The 19,276-nt window shown below is 45.8% G+C and carries 17 protein-coding genes; 12 read left to right on the top strand and 5 right to left on the bottom strand.

What is annotated here, in order from left to right; all coding sequences use genetic code 11:
* Window positions 1-177 precede the first annotated feature (177 nt).
* The 4 genes from rocF (at window position 178) to AXX12_RS14395 (ending at window position 5,583) form a co-directional block, all read left to right on the top strand.
* Window positions 178-1,077 (top strand): arginase, encoded by a 900-nt coding sequence (rocF, locus tag AXX12_RS14410; protein ID WP_066244457.1) that lies wholly within the window; start codon window positions 178-180, stop codon window positions 1,075-1,077.
* A gap of 361 nt (window positions 1,078-1,438) precedes the next feature.
* Window positions 1,439-2,308: an ABC transporter substrate-binding protein gene (locus AXX12_RS14405; protein WP_066244181.1), complete on the top strand. Its 870-nt coding sequence runs from the start codon at window positions 1,439-1,441 to the stop codon at window positions 2,306-2,308.
* A 12-nt stretch (window positions 2,309-2,320) separates the two neighbouring features.
* Entirely contained in the window at window positions 2,321-4,270 is a 1,950-nt protein-coding gene (locus AXX12_RS14400; RefSeq protein WP_066244178.1) for a peptidase U32 family protein, read from the top strand.
* A 26-nt stretch (window positions 4,271-4,296) separates the two neighbouring features.
* A complete protein-coding gene (locus AXX12_RS14395; protein WP_066244176.1) occupies window positions 4,297-5,583 on the top strand; it encodes an aspartate aminotransferase family protein in 1,287 nt (428 codons plus the stop codon).
* 126 nt (window positions 5,584-5,709) lie between these two features.
* Here the strand turns inward: AXX12_RS14395 and AXX12_RS14390 are convergent, their stop codons facing one another.
* Window positions 5,710-6,663 (bottom strand): ABC transporter substrate-binding protein, encoded by a 954-nt coding sequence (locus AXX12_RS14390; protein ID WP_066244174.1) that lies wholly within the window; start codon window positions 6,661-6,663, stop codon window positions 5,710-5,712.
* 437 nt (window positions 6,664-7,100) lie between these two features.
* On the opposite strand from AXX12_RS14390, the gene rbr reads away from it, so the two are divergent.
* Entirely contained in the window at window positions 7,101-7,697 is a 597-nt protein-coding gene (gene rbr / locus AXX12_RS14385; protein ID WP_066244172.1) for a rubrerythrin, read from the top strand.
* A 392-nt stretch (window positions 7,698-8,089) separates the two neighbouring features.
* Here rbr and tlp read toward each other — a convergent pair whose 3' ends face one another.
* The 3 genes from tlp to AXX12_RS14370 form a co-directional block, all read right to left on the bottom strand.
* Complete coding sequence (gene tlp, locus AXX12_RS14380) at window positions 8,090-8,305, bottom strand: small acid-soluble spore protein Tlp (protein ID WP_066244169.1); 216 nt, start codon at window positions 8,303-8,305, stop codon at window positions 8,090-8,092.
* A gap of 400 nt (window positions 8,306-8,705) precedes the next feature.
* Window positions 8,706-9,179: a YjiG family protein gene (locus tag AXX12_RS14375; protein WP_066244166.1), complete on the bottom strand. Its 474-nt coding sequence runs from the start codon at window positions 9,177-9,179 to the stop codon at window positions 8,706-8,708.
* Window positions 9,169-9,840 carry a nucleoside recognition domain-containing protein gene (locus tag AXX12_RS14370; RefSeq protein WP_066244163.1) on the bottom strand — a complete coding sequence of 224 codons (672 nt, stop codon included), beginning with the start codon at window positions 9,838-9,840 and terminating at the stop codon, window positions 9,169-9,171. The genes AXX12_RS14375 and AXX12_RS14370 overlap by 11 nt, the downstream gene beginning before the upstream one ends.
* 196 nt (window positions 9,841-10,036) lie before the next feature.
* Between AXX12_RS14370 and AXX12_RS14365 the strand changes: the two genes are divergently transcribed.
* Window positions 10,037-11,143, top strand: coding sequence for an amidohydrolase (locus AXX12_RS14365; RefSeq protein ID WP_066244160.1), 1,107 nt, complete (start codon window positions 10,037-10,039; stop codon window positions 11,141-11,143).
* Window positions 11,144-11,156: 13 nt separating this feature from the next.
* Window positions 11,157-12,260: a M20 peptidase aminoacylase family protein gene (locus AXX12_RS14360; RefSeq protein ID WP_066244157.1), complete on the top strand. Its 1,104-nt coding sequence runs from the start codon at window positions 11,157-11,159 to the stop codon at window positions 12,258-12,260.
* 280 nt (window positions 12,261-12,540) lie between these two features.
* On the opposite strand, the gene AXX12_RS14355 is transcribed toward AXX12_RS14360, so the two are convergent.
* The gene (locus tag AXX12_RS14355) at window positions 12,541-13,440 is read right to left on the bottom strand and encodes an RluA family pseudouridine synthase (protein WP_066244155.1); all 900 of its coding nucleotides are present in this window, start codon (window positions 13,438-13,440) and stop codon (window positions 12,541-12,543) included.
* A 222-nt stretch (window positions 13,441-13,662) separates the two neighbouring features.
* Here AXX12_RS14355 and AXX12_RS14350 point away from each other — a divergent pair, with 222 nt between their 5' ends.
* The 5 genes from AXX12_RS14350 (at window position 13,663) to AXX12_RS14330 (ending at window position 19,255) form a co-directional block, all read left to right on the top strand.
* A complete protein-coding gene (locus AXX12_RS14350) occupies window positions 13,663-15,093 on the top strand; it encodes an ATP-binding protein (RefSeq protein WP_066244151.1) in 1,431 nt (476 codons plus the stop codon).
* A gap of 47 nt (window positions 15,094-15,140) precedes the next feature.
* On the top strand, window positions 15,141-15,560 hold the full coding sequence (locus tag AXX12_RS14345; protein WP_066244148.1) for a tripartite tricarboxylate transporter TctB family protein: 420 nt from the start codon (window positions 15,141-15,143) through the stop codon (window positions 15,558-15,560).
* A 262-nt stretch (window positions 15,561-15,822) separates the two neighbouring features.
* Window positions 15,823-17,310, top strand: coding sequence for a tripartite tricarboxylate transporter permease (locus AXX12_RS14340; protein WP_461781734.1), 1,488 nt, complete (start codon window positions 15,823-15,825; stop codon window positions 17,308-17,310).
* Between the two features lie 107 nt (window positions 17,311-17,417).
* Window positions 17,418-18,362, top strand: coding sequence for a Bug family tripartite tricarboxylate transporter substrate binding protein (locus tag AXX12_RS14335; RefSeq protein ID WP_066244455.1), 945 nt, complete (start codon window positions 17,418-17,420; stop codon window positions 18,360-18,362).
* A gap of 242 nt (window positions 18,363-18,604) precedes the next feature.
* Window positions 18,605-19,255 (top strand): Vat family streptogramin A O-acetyltransferase, encoded by a 651-nt coding sequence (locus AXX12_RS14330; RefSeq protein ID WP_074431376.1) that lies wholly within the window; start codon window positions 18,605-18,607, stop codon window positions 19,253-19,255.
* Window positions 19,256-19,276: the final 21 nt, after the last annotated feature.

The following is a 19,276-nucleotide window of genomic DNA, read 5'->3' as shown; positions in this document are numbered from 1 at the left end:
GTGTAAAAGAAGGCTGTGAGTAGTTGGACCACATTATAACATATATCGATTTGTGTATTCACGTCCCATTCTGCATTTACTACTTTATCGTCTAGAGGAAGGGCGATATTTCTGGGGATATTGATGAAGTATGGGAATACTATTTTCGTAACCTACGAACAGAAAGGGAGCGCGGAAATGGCTATTGAAATAATCGGAGTACCGATGGATCTTGGAGCAAGTCGACGGGGAACGGATATGGGGCCAAGCGCCATTCGGTACGCTAGTTTAAGCGAAGTTTTGCGCAAAATGGAACTAGAGGTTATTGACCGCGGTAATATTGATATTCCAGTTCAAGAAAGTCTAAAAGTTGATAATCCTAGCCTACGGTTTATTAATGAAATAATCGAGGGATGCTTAAAACTTGGCGAATTTGTATCTGCTGCTTTAGACCGGGGGAATTTCCCGCTTGTCTTAGGTGGGGACCATAGTATCGCGTTAGGTTCTTTGCTAGGAGCATCTAGAAAGATTCCTGATATCGGGCTAATATGGATGGATGCCCATGGTGACTTCAATAGCCTGGAAACAAGTGAAACGGGTAATATTCACGGGATGTCACTCGCCTCCTCGTGTGGACGAGGAGATGCCAAGCTGGTTACTATCGGTGGATTCTCCCCGAAAGTCAAGGAAGAAAAAACGGTAATTATCGGTGTTAGAGACTTGGATCCTGAAGAAAAAATTCAATTGAAGCAGTCTAAGGTAACCGTATTTAGCATGAAGGACATTGATGAAAGGGGTATCGCCCAAATCACCAGAGAAGCTATTGCAATTGCCGGAAGCGGGGGAAATGGGATTCATTTGAGCTTTGACATGGACGTCGTAGACCCTTCGATTGCCTCAGGTGTTGGGACACCGGTGACTGGTGGACTAAATTACCGGGAGGCGCACTTAGCACTAGAGTTAATCGCAGAGGCTAAGATTTTGAAATCAATGGAAGTTGTCGAGGTGAATCCTATTTTAGACGGAAGAGCAAATTCCACTGCTGGTGTCGCAGTGGAATTTATCGCGTCTGCCTTAGGAAAGAGAATTTTTCCATAGGCGCTAGAAGGCTTGATGGGGTTCCGTTGCTTTCTTAAAGGATGAGAATTGGAATGGAATAATCGCCTCCACCCAATAAATTCACCCGAAAGGGTAGGGAGTCTTGCTTGGACGAGGATTCCGGATTATGGTTATAAGCAATAAAATAGTTGATTTTCAAGGCCGCGTATCGTCTCCATCATGTAAATCCGGAAAACCTCGGAACCCGTGAATTTCGCGGGTTCCGAGGTTTTTATGTACAGTCTCGTACGTCCGCTAGATATGTAATGCGAGAAAGTAAGGAGCTGTCCGGGTAGCAGGTATTATACAGTACAATGTGGAATGCCTATAGGTTAAAAATGCGTATAAGAGGTGTTGTTCATTGTATCATATAGGGATTTTACAGTTGACCCAAAACCTGGATGACGCAGTGCAAGGCTTTAAGTCTGGCTGCGCTGAACTCGGCCTGCCAGCTGAATTTTATTATAAAAATGCTGACGGTAACCTCATGGTACTTCCCGAATTGGCCGCTAATCTGGCTGATCTCAAGGTAGACCTTATTTTTGCTTGCTCCACTCCTGCAACCGTTGCTGCTGCTGGACTTGACGGTAGCATTCCGATTGTCTTTACACCTGTATTTGATCCAATTGGCGCCGGCTTAGTGACCAGCCTAGAACATCCTGGAGGCAAGTTGACCGGTGTTGCCGGCATGGTGAAAGCCGATGCTAAAGTTGCCTTTATTCACCGCCTTTTACCTGCTGCGCAAAATCTTGGCGTATTATACCATGCTGCAGATAGCAACTCACTGTTAGAATTAAAACACTTCCGGCAAGCTGCGGACCCATCTTTTCATGTAGAAGAAATATCAATTCAGCGTCCAGAGGATTTATCGCAACTGGCTGATATGCTACCGCCGGACTTAGATGCTTTATTTCTACCGATCGGGAAAATCGTGGAAGATAATTTTGCCACCATCGTTTATTATGCTGATGCCGTCAGTCTGCCAATTATCACATCACATGCTCCGAATGTAGCCGCCGGAGCACTTGGCGCATTGGTGGCTAATCATCGTCAGCTCGGCCATGATTGTGCCGCTAAAGCTGCTAGAATACTGAATGGTACTGCACCTGGCGATATAGCGATCAGTATCGTAAAACAGCCTGAAATTTGGTTAAATCACTTTGCCGCCCAAAATCTTGGTATTACACTATCAGCCGATCTGCTGTCAGAAGCAACAGAAGTTTTCGAATAAAGGGGTAGACATATGCGATTAACACCCACTTCAGTTGAACTATTGGCCCCCGTAGGTACCTGGGAGGTACTAGAGGAAGCAATTGCTGCCGGGGCGGATGCCGTATATTTAGGTGGAAAACGCTTTAACATGCGGATGCACCGCACTGATGCTAATTTTGATGACGAAATGCTTGCCAAAGCGATCAAGTATGCTCATGATCGCAATGTGCTCTTGTATATAACCGTGAATAATCTAATCAGTGACCGTGAACTTGACAGTATGCGTTCTTACCTTAGGCTCCTAGAGGAACTTCAGCCAGACGCCCTAATTATTCAAGATTTGGCTGTACTGGAGCTGGCTCGAGAACTGAATATTACGATACCCTTGCATGCTTCTGTCATGATGAATACCCATAATGAACATGCCGTCCGCACCCTGCAAGACTACGGGATCTCAAGGGTAGTAGTGAACCGGGAAATGACGCTGTCGCAAGTGCGTTTACTGAAAGAACGCACTGGTATTGAAGTGGAATATTTCATCCATGGTGATATGTGTGTCGCCCATGGTGGTCAGTGCCTACACTCCGGTGTGCTTTTTGGCCAAAGTTCTAACCGTGGCCGTTGTTTAAAAGGCTGCCGTTGGCCCTACCAATTAGTTGACGCTACCGGAAAGGTACTTAGCGACCGTGACCCTGGTCCTTACAAACTGGCAGTGAAGGATATGTGCATGTATTTACATTTGCCTGAGCTCATTCAAGCAGGTGTAACTTCCTTTAAGATCGAAGGCCGTATGCGGACCGCTGCGTTTGTCAAGCGGATTGTCCAAGTATACCGCCGGGCGATTGATCGCTATATCGCTGATCCGACTGGTTATACCATAGATCCGCAAGACTGGCAGGATTTGAATGAAGGACGATCGCGCGACTTCTCTACGTGTTATGCGTTAGGTAAACCTGGAACTGAATTGATTGGCTATAGCGGTGAACGCGAACCCCGTTTTTTCAGTCAAGCTGTAAAAGAAGCAAGTATGTCGACTTCTGCTTTTGTACCTAAAGCACTACCCGCACCTAATACGATGGCAGCAGATACAGGCAAAGAACTGGCTGTTCGGGTAGCTGATCGGGCCTCACTCACAGCTGCCTGCCAACACGGCGCCAACATAGTCTACATCGGCGGCGAGGCCTTTAAACCAGCTAAGCCCTGGACTCTTGCCGAAATTGCTGAAGCCATTGACGAAGCTGCTGCTTATAACACCCGGATAATTGTCACCACGCCGCGGATTACAACAGAACGAGAGTGCGGAGAATTGGAACAATTCATTGCTGCCGTAGACCGACTCAAACCCCATGGCCTGATGGTTAGCAACATTGGTATGCTCCGGCTGGCCCGCCAACTCTCGTCGCTCCCCCTGGAAGCTGATTTTTCTCTAAATGTATTTAATCATTTGACGGTGCGATGGCTGCAATCGCTTGGCGTAACAAAGGCCACCATTTCACTGGAGGCTACGCAAGAACAAATTACCGATCTACTTGACAACAGCTCGTTGCCACTGGAGCTCATTGTCCATGGATCGCTGGAAGCAATGGTGCTGGATCACTGTGTTCCCAGCGCGGTGCTTGGCTCCGATTACGGTTGCCATACACTTTGTCAGGACAACCAGTATGCTTTATTAGACACGGCCGGGGAGCGCCACCCGATCAAAATTGACCAATACTGCCGTAATCACCTGCTTTTTGCAAAAGACTTATGTTTGCTGCCTTATTTACAATCACTGGCCGGCATTAGTCGTTACCGCATTGAAGGACAGCATTATACTGCCCCGCAAGTTGGTCTGATTACTGCAATCTATCGCCAGGAACTGGATCAATGCGCTTCTCAACAAGAGGACTACCACTTCGACCAAGCCTTGCTAGACAAACTTGCTGCCATCGGACCGCGCGAACTAGGAATTGGTACATTCCGCTATCGGGTATCACGCTAGAATATAGCATAATTGAGGTGTTTAGCTTGGATCAATATATCGGACCAGAAGAAGTATTACGCAAAAAACGCGAGTATTTGATACCCTGCGTGTATCATTTTTACGACCAACCCATGCAATTGGTGCGGGGCGAGATGCAATACCTATACGACCATACAGGCAAGAGATATCTGGATTGTTTTGCCGGGGTTTCGGTCGTCAACTGTGGGCACTGCAACCCGGACATCACGAAAGCCATTTGCGACCAAGTTACCACACTGCAACATACTTGCACTATATATTTAACCCAGAATATTGTTAACTTGGCAGAACGATTATCCCAGATTACACCAGGACGACTACAAAAATCCTTTTTCTGCTCCAGCGGTAGCGAAGCTAATGAAGGAGCCGCTCTCTTGGCTTCGATTTATACTGGCAACCATGAGTTTATCAGTTTACGGCAGGGCTTGCACGGACGCACCAAACTAGGCATGAGCCTGACTGGGCTCAGTCTCTGGCGTACTGACGCATCACCGGTTGGCGGTATCAGTTTCGCTTCCAATGCCTACTGCTATCGCTGCCCGCTCGGCAAACAGTATCCAGTGTGTGATCTGGCTTGCGCCGATGAAATCGAGACTGTGATTAAAACCGCCACATCGGGGAAGGTAGCCGCCATGTTTGCTGAACCCATTCAGGGTAACGGCGGCATGATCACCCCACCGCTTGGCTATTTCAAACGAGTTAAACAAATTCTTGAGGCCTATGGTATTCTTTTCATTGTTGATGAAGTGCAGACAGGATTTGGCCGCACCGGTAAAATGTTTGCCATTGAGCACTACGAAGTGGAACCAGATATTATGACAGTAGCCAAAGCTCTGGCTAATGGTACGCCGGTAGGCGCCTTTATTGCTAAACCAGAAATTGCTGACAAGTATACGCGTCCCGGCGCCTCTACGTTGGGTGGCAATCCGGTTACCGCGGCAGCGGCGTTAGCGACCTTGGACGTAATTGCTAACAATGATCTGCCAGCCCGAGCCGCTGCGCTTGGCGCACAATTAAAAGCGGGCCTTTTGGCTTTACAAGAAAGATACCCGCTAATCGGTGATGTACGCGGTCTAGGCCTGATGCTTGGTGCTGAACTGGTATCTGCCGATAAGTCACCAGCAAGCCACGAACTTGATACTATACTAGAAAAACTAAAAGACCGGGGCATATTAGTCGGGAAAAATGGTCCCAACCGCAATGTCCTGGCCTTTCAACCTCCGTTGGTTATCACGCGTGAAGATGTTGATTATCTCTTAAATCAGTTAGATGATGTATTAGCTGAAGTATAGGTACCAGAGAGAGAAGGGAAGTTGCGTTTTATCACGGGTACACAGAGGGTGTATCGAATCCTCTGCAGGTACCCTCCGCATACTCTGCGTACTCTGCGGTTAACGCTCTCCGTCCCCGTCTTTAGACTACTTAACAAAGGAGGTATCGACCACCTCTTGATAGGAGTAGGCTTTCTTAATTAATTGCTTTGCCTGGAGCCATTGCATGACTGTCTCCACATCTTTGGGATCAGGTGCTGAGGCCTTCTGATAGGCAGGCAGGACAAGATTCCCCTTTACCTCTTTCGGGAAGCCACCCTTTGTGATCAGGATATCAATATAATTTTCGACAGGTTCCCGGGACAAATAATCAACAGCCTTGTTATAGGCATTGTACATGGCTTGTATTTCTTTGCCTTTTTCCTTTGTTGCCTTGGTTGTAAATATCATGATGCCGGGATTTATGCCTAATTGGTCAGTACTGTTTAGTACCTTTGCCCCATTCTGGACGGCAATGGTTGCTAGCGGTTCTGGCAAGGTGGCAGCCGCGATCTTGCCGTTTTTTAGCATCTCCAAACGGGCAGGCATTTGGGGAATAATGATTTTGTTGATATCATTAGAGTTCATTCCGGTCTCTGCCAGCATCTGATCGGTTACGTACTCAATGATTGTGTTTTTTGAAATCCCCACATCTTTACCCTTTAGGTCCTTGATGGAGTTTGCGGTGACATCTTTGCTGATAACCAGTTTGAAGCTGCCGTTTGTCAGCGAGGTAATAGTGGTATTAAAGCCACCTTCTTTTGTAAAGGCTTCTGCTAAGATATCAGAGTTGGCTCCGTCCAGGTTGCCGCTTTGCAGTGCGCTATCGCGTTCAACCGCGCCCTTAAAGGCTTGAAGCTTCACTGTTACTCCCTCTTCACGGAAAAATCCCTTTTCCTGGGCAATAACAAATGGGATAGAATTAACATCAGGAAAAATGCCAAGTGTAATTGTCTGTAACTGTGGCGTTGCTTTGGCGGGATTATCGCCCTTGTTGACAGAGCAGGCAGCGAGAATACTAGTAATAGCAACTAGGACAAGAACAGCAGTGAGCTTCTTCATTTTGATAGTCTCCATTTCAGCGAATAATGATTTTTTATAGTGATGGTATTTGTATTTTCGCTATCAGGTGGCATATTCCTTCTGAAGTCAAGCCCATAAATGCGGGGACGTAGGAATCTCTCAGGCCCAGTTTGAGTGGATTTGCCGGTCGCAGCTCACCTCCAACATCTAATCAGGAATCCCTGGAGCCCGCGAAATTCGCGGGCTTTTTGCTATGTGTGGGTTTGAACGATTCCCGCTTCTAAGGAGAGAATTTATGTAGAAATGGATAACTATAGTTAAATGCTGTTATGAAGCGGATGTCTTAAAGGGCCCGCCCGGTTCTGTGAGGGGGGCGTGAGGTCACTTCTATACGGCTATATGGGATTGGGATTTTATAGGATTAAAAAATATATATTGTAAATAATAATTTCAGACAAATTATTTGGAGGTTCATCATGGCAGTAGAATTAAAAAATAGTGTAACAAAAGACAATCTGATGAGGGCTTTTGCTGGAGAAAGCCAAGCAAGAAATAGGTATACCTTTGCTGCATCACAGGCAAAAAAACAAGAACTTCATGTAATTGAAGCTATCTTTACCTTCACTGCTAATCAGGAAAAAGAACATGCAGAGATTTTTTACAACCACTTAAAAGAAATGGTGGGAGAAAATATTCTAGTAGATGGAAGATATCCTGTGGACCTCCACGATGGTGCAATTCAACTACTTAGAGCTGCTCAGCACAATGAGTATGAAGAGTATGATCCTGTATATAAAGCTTTTGGTGATAAAGCAAAAGAAGAAGGTTTCTCAAAAATTGCTGCCTCCTTCCATTTAATTGCAGAAATTGAAAAAACACATGGTGACCGTTTCGGTCATTTTGCAGACATGTTAGAGCAAAATAAATTGTTTATTTCCGATGTACAAACAAAGTGGATGTGCTTAAATTGCGGCTATGTCTACAATGGTAAGGAAGCTCCCAAGGTCTGTCCTGTTTGTGATCATAATCAAGGCTTCTTTATTCGTTTAGAATTGGCACCATTTCAAAAGTAACAATGATGAATTGGAGAAAAATAGCTAAAACGTAGTGCTCTAACTAAGAAAGATGCCTTTGCCTATTCGGCATCGGCTAAAGAACGGTAATCCTAGATGATACTACCGTGGACAAAACAGAGGACGTTCCTCAATTGTCACTTAAAAAGGTGTGATTTGCAAGGCCACGGATCGTCTCTGCAAATTAAATCCGGAATGCCCTGGAGCCCGCGAATTTCGCGGGTTTTTTACTTTGTGTGGGTTAGGTGGGTGATCGCCTCCGCTAGATTGCTCCATAAAGAGACATTAAACAATTAAGTCCGAGCGTCCGTAGTGTCCGCAATAGAAAAAGCAGCCTCTTCCTAATTTGGAAGGAGCTGCATGCGTTTCATGAAGTAAAATAGAATGTTCTTTTACTGTTGAGCTTCGTCTTTTTTCTCCGCTACGAAACCTTTAATACTTTCTTGGCGTCGATCATTTTTAGCTTCAATCGCTTGCTTCTCGTCAGCAGTAATCTCACTTGCATGCTCATCCAGGTACTCCTTTGCTTCATGCAAGTTTGCTATAGTGTGGTCGATATGTTTTTGCAGATGCGCCTCATTATCTGCCCGATTATCCGGTTTGGCCAAAGTAATCCCTCCTATCGAATCATGACTGTATAATTATGATGACCTAAATCGCATGATTTTATGCAGATAAGGATCTAGCACGCTACTGGCTTAGTAAGTCATCCTTGCCACATTGCGCGGAATATGAAATTGCAATAGTAGTATGTTGGACCAATAACGTGCGAGATAGGCGACACCGATCATTCTGTGGAAGAAATCACCAAAAGCTACGCAATCAAGTCTCGCAATTATTACAATTTTCAAACAAAGTCTTAGTACAGCCTATTTTATGCTCTATTGCCCCACAACTGCATCTTTCTGAACATCAAAAAAGGAACTGTTCAAAATAGTATTTTCATACTATCTTGAACAGTTCCTTTATAGATTTTCTTAACAAAAGGTAGTAGAGCATAATTCGGCTTTATGCAATGAATCTCATTACAATCATGGCAATACAAGCATTTATGATACTTGCTAGCATTAATAGGGGCCAATATTTCTTAGGGACATCGGCTACGCCAAGTAAACGTCCCATATATTGTAACTGGGATCCAATTAGGAAAATGGCGGGAATCAATATGGCAGCATGAGTACCATTCAGAATTCCTTTATTTAGTAAGCTGACAGCAATACCGGTACCGGCTGAGGAGGAAAGCCAAGCTGTAAGTAGTACGGTAGCTGCTTCACCCGGTAGGCCGAAAAATCCCATCAGGGGACCGAATAACCGACCAATAAATTCCATAGCGCCGATGAGCTGCAAAATTTCGGCAATTACGTAGGCCATTAGTACATTTGGCATCAAATTGTTGATGGCAACATTAAAGCCTTTTCGTGCGCCGATTACAAAAATGTCAAAAGGATTACTTGGTGTAGTTGTTTTTGTATCATTGCTCATCTCGGAAATCCTCCTTGTATACGGTGTTTAATACAAATCGAACAAACATGGCTCCCACAAACTTCAAGACGAACATCAGCAATAAGGGAATGATGACCGGTGCCGTTAAAACGGCAAATAAGGCTGAACCGATAGCGAAATAATTGTTGATCATGCCAGCCCCGGAATACTGCCAAGCACTCATAACCACGAGTTCTTTTTTTGTAATTTGTTTGTCATCATATAAATTCTTGGTCAGTGCTGCACCGGCATCGGTACTTTGTAAGTCGGTAATAAGTGCCAGTCCAGTAAGACCCGGAAGGCCCAACAACGGCTTAAGGAAAGGTGTGAGCAACTTATGAGCGGCTCGGATAGCTCCGTAATGAGAAAAGATTTCTAAACATCCCAATGCCAACATTACGGTAGGAACTAACGATAAGGCGAATAAAAATCCCGCCTTTGCACTGACTCCGCCGGCACCTATAAAGGTGTTTTTTGCCGGATCTTTCATTGTACCGAATGTACCACTTAAGGAGGTAAAGTCAAAGGCGCTTATCCACTTCATTCCGTCAACTTTCATAAAGATGCCTGAAAAGAATAAAATTGCAACAAATAATGCGATGTATGCGCCTATGCCGACCTTTCGTCCATTGGTAGTCTGCAGATTTGTTTCTTCTGCCACTGCTATCACTCCTAGTTTGAATTTTTGTTCTGTATAAGTTATTATTATATGTAGGATCAATCAATAAGTCAATGGTTTGTCCGACTATCTTAGATAACATAAGAAATACTGAATCTTTGCAGAGTATAGTAAAAAGAGCCTCTCTTTCTTGAATAATAGCAATATATTCGATACAATTTAGCTAGGAGGTGATTCAATGTCAAGTGTGATTGAAGTATACGACTTTTTACACACTATACCGGAGTTGGGTTTTCAAGAGTATAAAACTGCTGCATTTTTAGCAAATGAGCTTAAAAAAGCCGGATTTACCGTTATTGAGAAAGTCGGGGGTACTACCGGAGTTATCGGAGTTTATGACAGTGGTGTAGACGGTCCGACAATGGCATTGAGAGCGGATATTGATGCTTTAGGCCATATGGTTGACGGTAAATTGTGTGCTATGCATACTTGTGGGCATGATGCTCATTCTGCTATGGTGCTCACTGCTGCCGAGGACTTGATGAAAACAGGTTCTGTAAAGCAGGGAAAACTGAAAGTCATTTTTCAGCCGGCGGAAGAGTTGGGAACCGGCGCTCTTGCCATGATCAAGGCCGGTGCTGTTGACGATGTGGACATGATTTTAGGGGTTCATTTACGCCCCGGGGAAGAAGTAAGTATGGCGCAATCGGTCCCTGCCTTATATCACGCTGCTGCCGAAAGACTGCAGGGTGTGTTTCATGGCGTTCCGGCTCACGGTGCACGGCCGCACCTAGGGGTTAATGCCATTGATGCGGCCGCTGCGGCAATCACTGCAGTCAATGCCATTCACTTAAATCCGAATGAGTCCTATAGTATCAAAGCGACTCGGTTTACCTGTGATGCGGGTGTTACCAATGCGATTCCTGCGGAAGCAACTGTCATCTGGGATGTGCGTTCTGAGTTAAACAGTACGATGGCAAAATTAATTGAGAAAGCAAAATCAGCCATCAAGGCAGGGGCCGCTACTGTGGGAGCCACAGTAGCGGTAACTAATTATCAAAGTATTCCCGCTGCTGAATATACGGGCGATATGATTGACTTATTATCAGAAGCAATTACGGCCGTATATGGTCCCGAGGGGCTTCGTGAGCCCGTTAAAACAGCCGGCGGAGAGGATTTTCATTTTTACATTAAAGAAAAGCCATCAATTAAAGCCGGTTATTTTGGCTTGGGCTGTGATTTAACACCGGGGATTCATCATCCTGATATGAAGTTTAACAAAAACGCTTTGGAAAAGGGAAAAGATGTTTTGATATATGCTGTTCGAAAAGTTTTGAATTCATAAGGAGGCGGTTCTGTTGTCAAAGGTAATAAAGCATTATGAGTATTTACATACTATCCCGGAAATTGGGTTTGAAGAAGTCAAAACCTCCGCTTACTTGGCGGACCAATTGGAAAAGGCCGGATTCCAAACAACCAGTCATGTCGGCGGTACGACAGGTATTGTCGGCGTGTATGACAGTGGAACTGCGGGGCCTACGTTAGCGTTGCGTGCGGATATGGATGCTCTGGGACATGTGATTGACGGCGTCCATTGTGCCCGCCATACTTGTGGCCATGATGCTCATTCCTCTATGGTATTGACTGCGGCCGAAGAATTAATTAAAGAAAAGGCGATTCAAAAAGGTCGTCTGAAAATTATCTTCCAACCGGCAGAAGAATTGGGAACAGGTGCCCTGGCGATGATCAAAGGCGGTGCCATTGATGATGTAGATATGTTGTTAGGCCTCCATATTCGGCCGGCAGAAGAATGTAAGACTGGCCAGGCAATCCCCGCCATGTATTATTCCGCCTCGGGAACCATAGAAACTGTTATTGCGGGTGTACCGGCCCACGGTGCCCGTCCTCACCTCGGGGTCAATGCTATTGATGCCGCCGTGGGTGCCATTAATGCGGTTAATGCGATTCACCTTAACCCCAATTTTTCCTATAGTGCCAAGGCGACCAAATTTTTGTGCGATTCAGGCGTAACCAACGCCATACCTGCAGAAGCCCATGTGTTTTGGGATATCAGAGCCCAATTTAACAGCACCATGGATGAATTGAGGACAAAGGTTTTACAGGCCATTCAAACAGGTGCGGCTACTGTCGGGGCGAAGGCAGAAGCTAAAGTGATCAAGGAGATTCCTGCGGCTGAATTGGATGAAGAAATGACGGCAATACTTGCGGATTCGATTCGCGAAGCTCTGGGAGATGAAGGGCTGCTCAAACCATTTTCCACGCCGGGAGGCGAAGACTTCTTTTTCTATACCCGGGAAAAGCCCGAAATAAAAGCAGGCTTCTTCGGACTGGGCGTCAATGCCACGCCGGGACTGCATCATCCGGATATGCATTTTGATATAGAAGCCCTCGATAGTGGAGTGGAAATTTTAAAGATCGCCGTTAAGAAAATATTAGGCTAAGGGAATAAACAGAGCTTAGGCCAAGTATGTAGCTCATTGGTAATCCGGTGCAAAATTGGGGGCGGTGGCATAAAACTCCCAGTAGAGCCAAAACCTTAACTTCCGCAATTTTATAGAGATATTTTAGTGAATTTGTATACCTCCACCTGTCCGGTGGAGGTATTTTCAATTACTATTAAAATCAATTTACTTAAGCCCTCGTCGTACTGTTCAAAATGATGCTAATGATAAGAGCCCAGTCGAAGACTGGGCTACACCGGTCAGTTGGATGACGGCTGTCCTACTGGTGATTGGCGCAATAATCGATAGCTTTAGCAAAATCAGCAGGAAGAGGGGCATGAATCGTAAGCTCTTCTTCTTTTTTTATATGGTTGAAGCTTATCGCTTCGGCATGCAAAGCTTGCCTTAGCATCCACGAAACGCGCACGCCATACATGCCATCTCCGATAATTGGATAGCCAAGATGAGCTAGGTGGACGCGAACTTGGTGGGTTCTTCCAGTCTCTAGAGTTAGTTCCAGTAGTGAGGCATCCGGAAAGGTGCGGAGCGTCCGGTAATGGGTAACCGCGGGTTCACCTTGCTCGTTGATAGCTCGCCGGTTTGGCTGGTTTGGGTGAGACCCGATGGGAGCATTGATCGTTCCTGATGGCGGCGAAACGACTCCTTTGACTAAAGCCCAGTATGTGCGTTTAATTGTCCTTGCTGATAATTGCTGTGCCAAAATGAATTGACTATGAGAATCTTTGGCAAACATTACACAGCCGGAAGTGTCTCGATCTATTCTATGTACAGCGCGAATAGCGCTTAGTATGCTGCGCTGCTGTAGCTCGAACGCTAAGAAATTCGCTAGCGTGCCGCTTGTTGTTTGTCCGGTAGGATGAACCAGTTGGCGAGCTGGCTTATTTATGACCAGCAGATACTCATCTTCGTAAAGAATTTCGACTACTCCTTGCTCCGGCTTTACTCCAAAACCGGCATCTTCAGAGATGAGGACCTGCAATTTATCCCCAAGCTTTAATTTTTTTTGCAGGAAAGTTGGCTTACCGTTTAGGAGCAGCCCCTTTTGTCTGGTCAGTCTTTGAATTTTTCTGCCGGAACATTGTAAAATTTGTTTCAGATAATTTTCAACAGTTTTGTCCTGGTGTTCCATAGCGATCATATATGAAGAAAATGATTTCATTTTCCCACCTTCCTTCCTAGGTAGTTTAGCAAAAAAAGATATATTCAGCAAATCACGTGGCGAAGCACCGGAGAAATCTGACGGCATAGTGACGCTCGTGCTATGCTTCCTAATGAATTATTTCCATCATATCCTAAGTTTTTACTAAATTTGGCAGGATTCTTGAAAAAAATAGCGAACTATCAAATAATTCGGACTTGAGTCTTTAGAGGTGCCAACATAGTGAAAAAGCTTACTCTAACAACAGCGCTGAACGCTAAGATAGTCTGTGTTGTATTATTATTAATGATCGCTGTTATGGCGTATAATTATTGGCTATCTTTGCAAGAAGAAAACGAAAAGAATAGTAAATGGCTTGCAGCGGTTACTGAGTTTCTTGTTAGAAAGGACGTAGTTGATGATTTTGCGGGAAATCTGAGTAATCAGGTTATTGCCAACAAACCGAGGCAAAAGCAAGTCCTTATAATCAGCAAAAAACTCCAACCAATTTTGGCTGACATCATTGTGCCAGTAAGCAATATCAAATTCGGCCTCTATTCTCGTCAGCACGAAAGCATTGTTGCTGTTGGCCCGCAGGCGGATGCGTCGTTACTGCTCAGTGTTGACCCCGATCGGTTCAAATATATCTATGAAACCAATACTGATCAGTTTCGGGAAAATCCCAGTTCACTGATCTGGTATGGCGCAAGAACAATCAGCCATATCAGACCAATCGAAAAAGATGGCGTTATTCTTGGCCATGCTTTTGCTTCTATCAATCAAGATGCAGTTTATACAGCCATCTGGAAACGGACGTTAAATACATTTTTAGGCGCGTTTCTTATGTTATTAGTCTGTATCGCCATCTTTCGCGAATTGTTTGTTAAGTTAAAGAATGACTTGAAATTATTCGCTGAAGCGATTCTGGACGAGCGCGGCAATGATTTTCACAGTGAAATCGCTGAATTCACTCCTATCCTTAACTATATTAATGAACAAACGAAGAAAATGACCCGCTTGGACAGATTAAACATTATTGGTGAAATGGCGGCCAGTATTGCTCATGAAGTACGAAACCCAATGACAACAGTAAGAGGCTTATTGCAGTTTATCGGCAATAAGCCGGAGTTCACCCGTCAAAAATACAATTTTGATCTAATGATTGATGAAATAGACCGTGCTAATAGTATTATTACTGAGTTTTTGGCTCTGGCCAAAAATAATGTCATGGAGTTTAATGAGCACAATCTGAATGACATTATCCATAGTATCTATCCTTTGTTGCAGGCAGATGCTTTACGCAACAACTGCGAAATGGTACTTTCGTTAGGTGATATTCCAAATATTTTGGTGGATCAACATAGCATTCGTCAACTCATTTTAAATATGGTACGAAACGGGCTGGACGCTATGCCCGAAGGTGGAACAATTACCATAACTACGCAGACAGATGAAGCAAGGGTCTTGTTATCGATAAAAGATGTTGGCATTGGCATTCCTCCGGAAATCAGAGACAAACTGGGCACCCCTTTTTTTACTACAAAAGAAACCGGCACAGGACTGGGATTGGCTGTTTGTTACCGGGTTGTGCATCGGCATCAGGCAACACTTACCGTGGAAAGTGAACCCGGCAAAGGCACTGTCTTTACAGTGGGGTTTAAGCCAATCGGATAGAGACCACTCGATATTCAGGTCGAACTGACTACGAAGGCGGTAAAACAATGGCTGACAAATTAATTACTCTATCAGTTATGCTTGGCAGTATTATTTATCTATTTGAGGCGCGGCAACTGACCTTCGGCTCTCTGGGATCACCTAAATCGGGCTTTTTGCCTATGCTGGCAGGGGCAGCTGCTCTTTTATTGTCTTTGGCAATATTTATTAGTCAATTGCGATCAGCTAAAAAGGAAACCCAGGAGCCGGTTGACTGGACAAAATTCATTTTTGTTATCATCGGTCTATTGTTTTATGTTACCATTCTAACAAATATCGGCTATTTTGCTGCGACGCTGATCCTGCTGCTTTATCTGTTCAAGGTGGCAGATACGGCAGGTTGGCTGGTTCCTCTGCTGCTCGCGACAACTAGCTCGATCGCATTTTATCTACTGTTTGCGCGCTATTTAGCGATTCCGTTGCCGTAAAAGAGCGTGTTTCAAAAAACACGCAACCATAAAAAAGGGAGGCTGTTAGAAAATGCCCAGGTGTTGTTACATATGCGACTACAAACATCGCTGTAGTACATAAGTGTAGTAGTATCACTAGGAACAGCGAGGCTTGCACCGCGCCGCGTACATAAAGGTACGCAAGCAAGCAAACGTAGTCGTGACAACGCAGATGGGCGTTTTGTAACAGCCTCTAAAAGCAATGTGAGGGAGTGGAGCTTTGGAAGTTATACATCTGCTGATGCAGGGAGTGTATGTCAGCCTCTTGCCATATAATTTGCTGGCCTGCGTGGTTGGCGTGCTGATCGGCACACTTGTCGGTGTATTGCCAGGAATTGATACCATCAGCACTATCGCTCTGCTGCTGCCGTTCAGTTATGGACTTGGCAGCACCCCGGCCTTAATCATGTTTGCAGGTATCTATTACGGATCAAAGTATGGCGGCTCCACCACGTCGATTCTGCTGAATGTCCCCGGTGAGGGATCATCAATGGTTACCTGCCTGGACGGCTATCCGATGGCGCAGAAGGGACGGGCGGGAGCGGCGCTGGCGGTTTCGGCGATCGGCTCATTTATCGCCGGTACCATCGGCGTAATCGGGCTGACGTTTCTGGCGCCGCCTCTAGCGCAGGCCGCGCTTGCCTTCGGCCCGCCGGAGTATTTCTCGCTCGCTGTGGTAGGACTGGTCGTGCTGGCTAAGCTTACCGGGACATCCTCACTGAAGTCCGCCTTAATGGCCACTATCGGGGTCATTTTTGGTACCGTTGGCATGGACAGTTTATCAGGCATCAGCCGCTTTACATTCACTGTTGGTGAGCTGGATCGTGGCATTGATTTGTCAATTATAGCGATGGGATTGTTCGGCATTGGCGAGATTTTGACTAGTATGACTCAGACGAAAATTCGCCCTAATATGCCGTCGATACGTTTGCGGGATCTATATCCCACCAAAGAAGAGCTGCGTCGGTCAATAACGCCGATATTTCGTGGCGGTATTATCGGTTTCCTGATTGGGCTGCTGCCTGGTCCGACGGGAACAATTTCCTCATTTGCCTCTTACGCGCTGGAAAAACGCTGCAGCAAAAATCCGGCTGAGTTTGGTCATGGAGCGATTGAAGGAGTTGCCGGACCGGAAGCGGCGAATAATGCTGTCACATCAGGCGCGATGGTCCCGCTGCTGTCACTGGGATTGCCTTTTTGTGCCTCAACGGCGATTTTGCTCAGCGGCTTCATGATCCACGGCATTCTCCCCGGCCCGGCGCTGATCAGCGAGCAACCTGACTTGTTTTGGGGACTGATCGCCAGCATGTATATTGGCAACGTGCTATTGCTGGTGATCAACCTGCCGCTGATTGGGATTTTCGTGCAACTGCTCAAAACCCCGCTCAATATCCTAATGCCGCTAGTCGGGGCTGTTACCTTAACCGGCGCCTATGTCGTCAATAACAGTGTATTTGACGTGATGTGGGTGATTGTATTCGGCGTGCTGGGGTTTTTGTTGCGCCGCAGCGGGTTTGAACCAGCCCCGTTGATCATCGGTCTGGTGCTGGGACCGGAGTTGGAGCGGGGCTTGGTGCAAGGCTTGATTATCCTCGATGGAAGTATCTGGTCACTGTTTACCCGGCCGATTTCCGGCGCTATTCTGACGTTGGGAGCTATGTTTATTCTATATCCTGCCGCCAGTTGGCTTGGCAAAGTCATCTGGCGGCAAACTGGGACAAGCCAATAGTTCAGGTTTATTAAAGCAAAGGAGGCGGTTGCGTGCAAAAAAAAACGATATTCTTACTAACAGCCTGTTTACTCGGTATTTCGATTATGATGGGAGGATGTGCAGGTATGCAAAACAAGCCAGTAGAAACAATAAGCAAATACCCGGATAAACCGATTACCATCATTGTCCCCTACAGCGTCGGCGGCAGTACGGATCTGACCGCTAGGGAGTTAGAGAAGACGGCGACCAAGCATTTGGGGCAGCCGCTGGTTGTGGTGAATAAGCCTGGCGGAGCGGGCACCATTGGCTGGAACGAACTGGCTGGCGCCAGTCCGGACGGCTATACGCTTGGCATTGTTGCAAATGAAATCGTGTTGCACCCGTTATACAGCCAAACCAAATACCACTATCCAACCGCCCTGGAGCCAGTGGTCCAAATATCATCGGTATCCTCAGTTCTGGCTGTTCAGGCTAAACAGCCATGGCAAACTCTTGACGACTTAGTTGCATATGCAAAAGAACACCCAGGGCAACTTAAGTTTGCTCATGGCGGGACTGGCTCAATTAACCATGTCGTTGGCGAAATGTTCGGCAAAACTGCCGGCATTACTATTGAACAGGTTCCTTTCCGAGGAGGCGGCGAAATAACTGCTGCGTTGCTGGGTGGGCATGTTCAGATTGCGGTTGTTGGTCCTGCGGCAATCAAAGAACATGTGAAAAGTGGCACAGTACGTATTTTAGCGGTTTCAGGCGAACAACGGCTGAACGATCCGGTCCTTGGCAATGTACCGACTTTCAAGGAACAGGGGCTGGATGTTGTTTGCACCTATTGGATTGGAGTAGGAGCGCCTAAAGGCCTGCCGGCCGAGGTGAAAGCCAAACTAGCCGCAGGTTTCAAAGAAATCATTACCAGCCCTGAGTTTAAAACCAATCAAGAAAAACTCGGGCTGCAACTTGATTATTTGGATCAACAGGCAGCAGCGGCAAAATGGCTGGAGGAAGGCCAGAAGTTTGCCAAAGTTGTACAAGAAACCGGCATCGCCGACCTAATCAAGGCGCAAAAGAAATAGTTAGTTTGTAATAGGATAAGCAAGGTAGCTTTACTGGATCGCCTCCGCTAATTGCACGAACACCTCCGCCAGTGTATGATGGTAGTGATACATTACACTGGTGGAGGTGTTTGGCTATCCAATTTGATTTCTGCTTCAAGCTGGTTATCATGTGTCTGTACCAGCAGCTTCTACTGATATGAATGTGGATGATTCTGCAATATAATAAAAACTAAAGCATAAGCGAGGGGAATTGAGCTAGTATGCAGAGCGACAAAGTTTGTGGGCCATGCCCGGGCAACACGTATCCAATGGCGGGACAGCCACGGGTCTGTTATATAAAAAACGTGGTTAAAAATCCTAAAATTATTGTTGGTGACTATACATATTACGATGATCCAGAGAATCCAGAAAAATTCGAGGACAACGTGTTGTACCACTATGACTTCATAGGAGACAAGTTAATCATTGGGAAGTTTTGCGCCATTGCAACCGGAGTAAAGTTCATAATGAACGGTGCTAACCACAATATGAGCTCATTCACCACATACCCTTTCGGCATATTCGGCGCTGGCTGGCAAGCGGGACTTCCTGGGATAACGGATTTGCCTAACAAGGGTGACACGATAATAGGGAATGATGTCTGGATTGGTTATGAATCGATCGTGATGCCTGGCGTTAGGATTGGCGATGGAGCCATTGTTGCCGCAAAGTCAGTTGTAACAAAGGACGTTCCACCGTATACCATAGTTGGCGGAGATCCGGCCCAAATCATCAAGCAACGATTTGATGATCAAGTAGTGGTGAAGCTGTTGTCAATCAAATGGTGGGATTGGCCTGCCGAGAAGATAACCAGCAACATACCATTGCTGGTTAGTAATGACATCAGGAAACTACAGGCGTTGGAAGAATAGTCGGTACTTACAGAAAAGGAG

It is taken from the genome of Anaerosporomusa subterranea (assembly GCF_001611555.1).
Taxonomy (GTDB): Bacteria; Bacillota; Negativicutes; order Sporomusales; family Acetonemataceae; genus Anaerosporomusa; species Anaerosporomusa subterranea.
The sequence above is the reverse complement of the archived record's forward strand: the minus strand, read 5'-3'. Positions and strand labels throughout refer to the sequence as shown.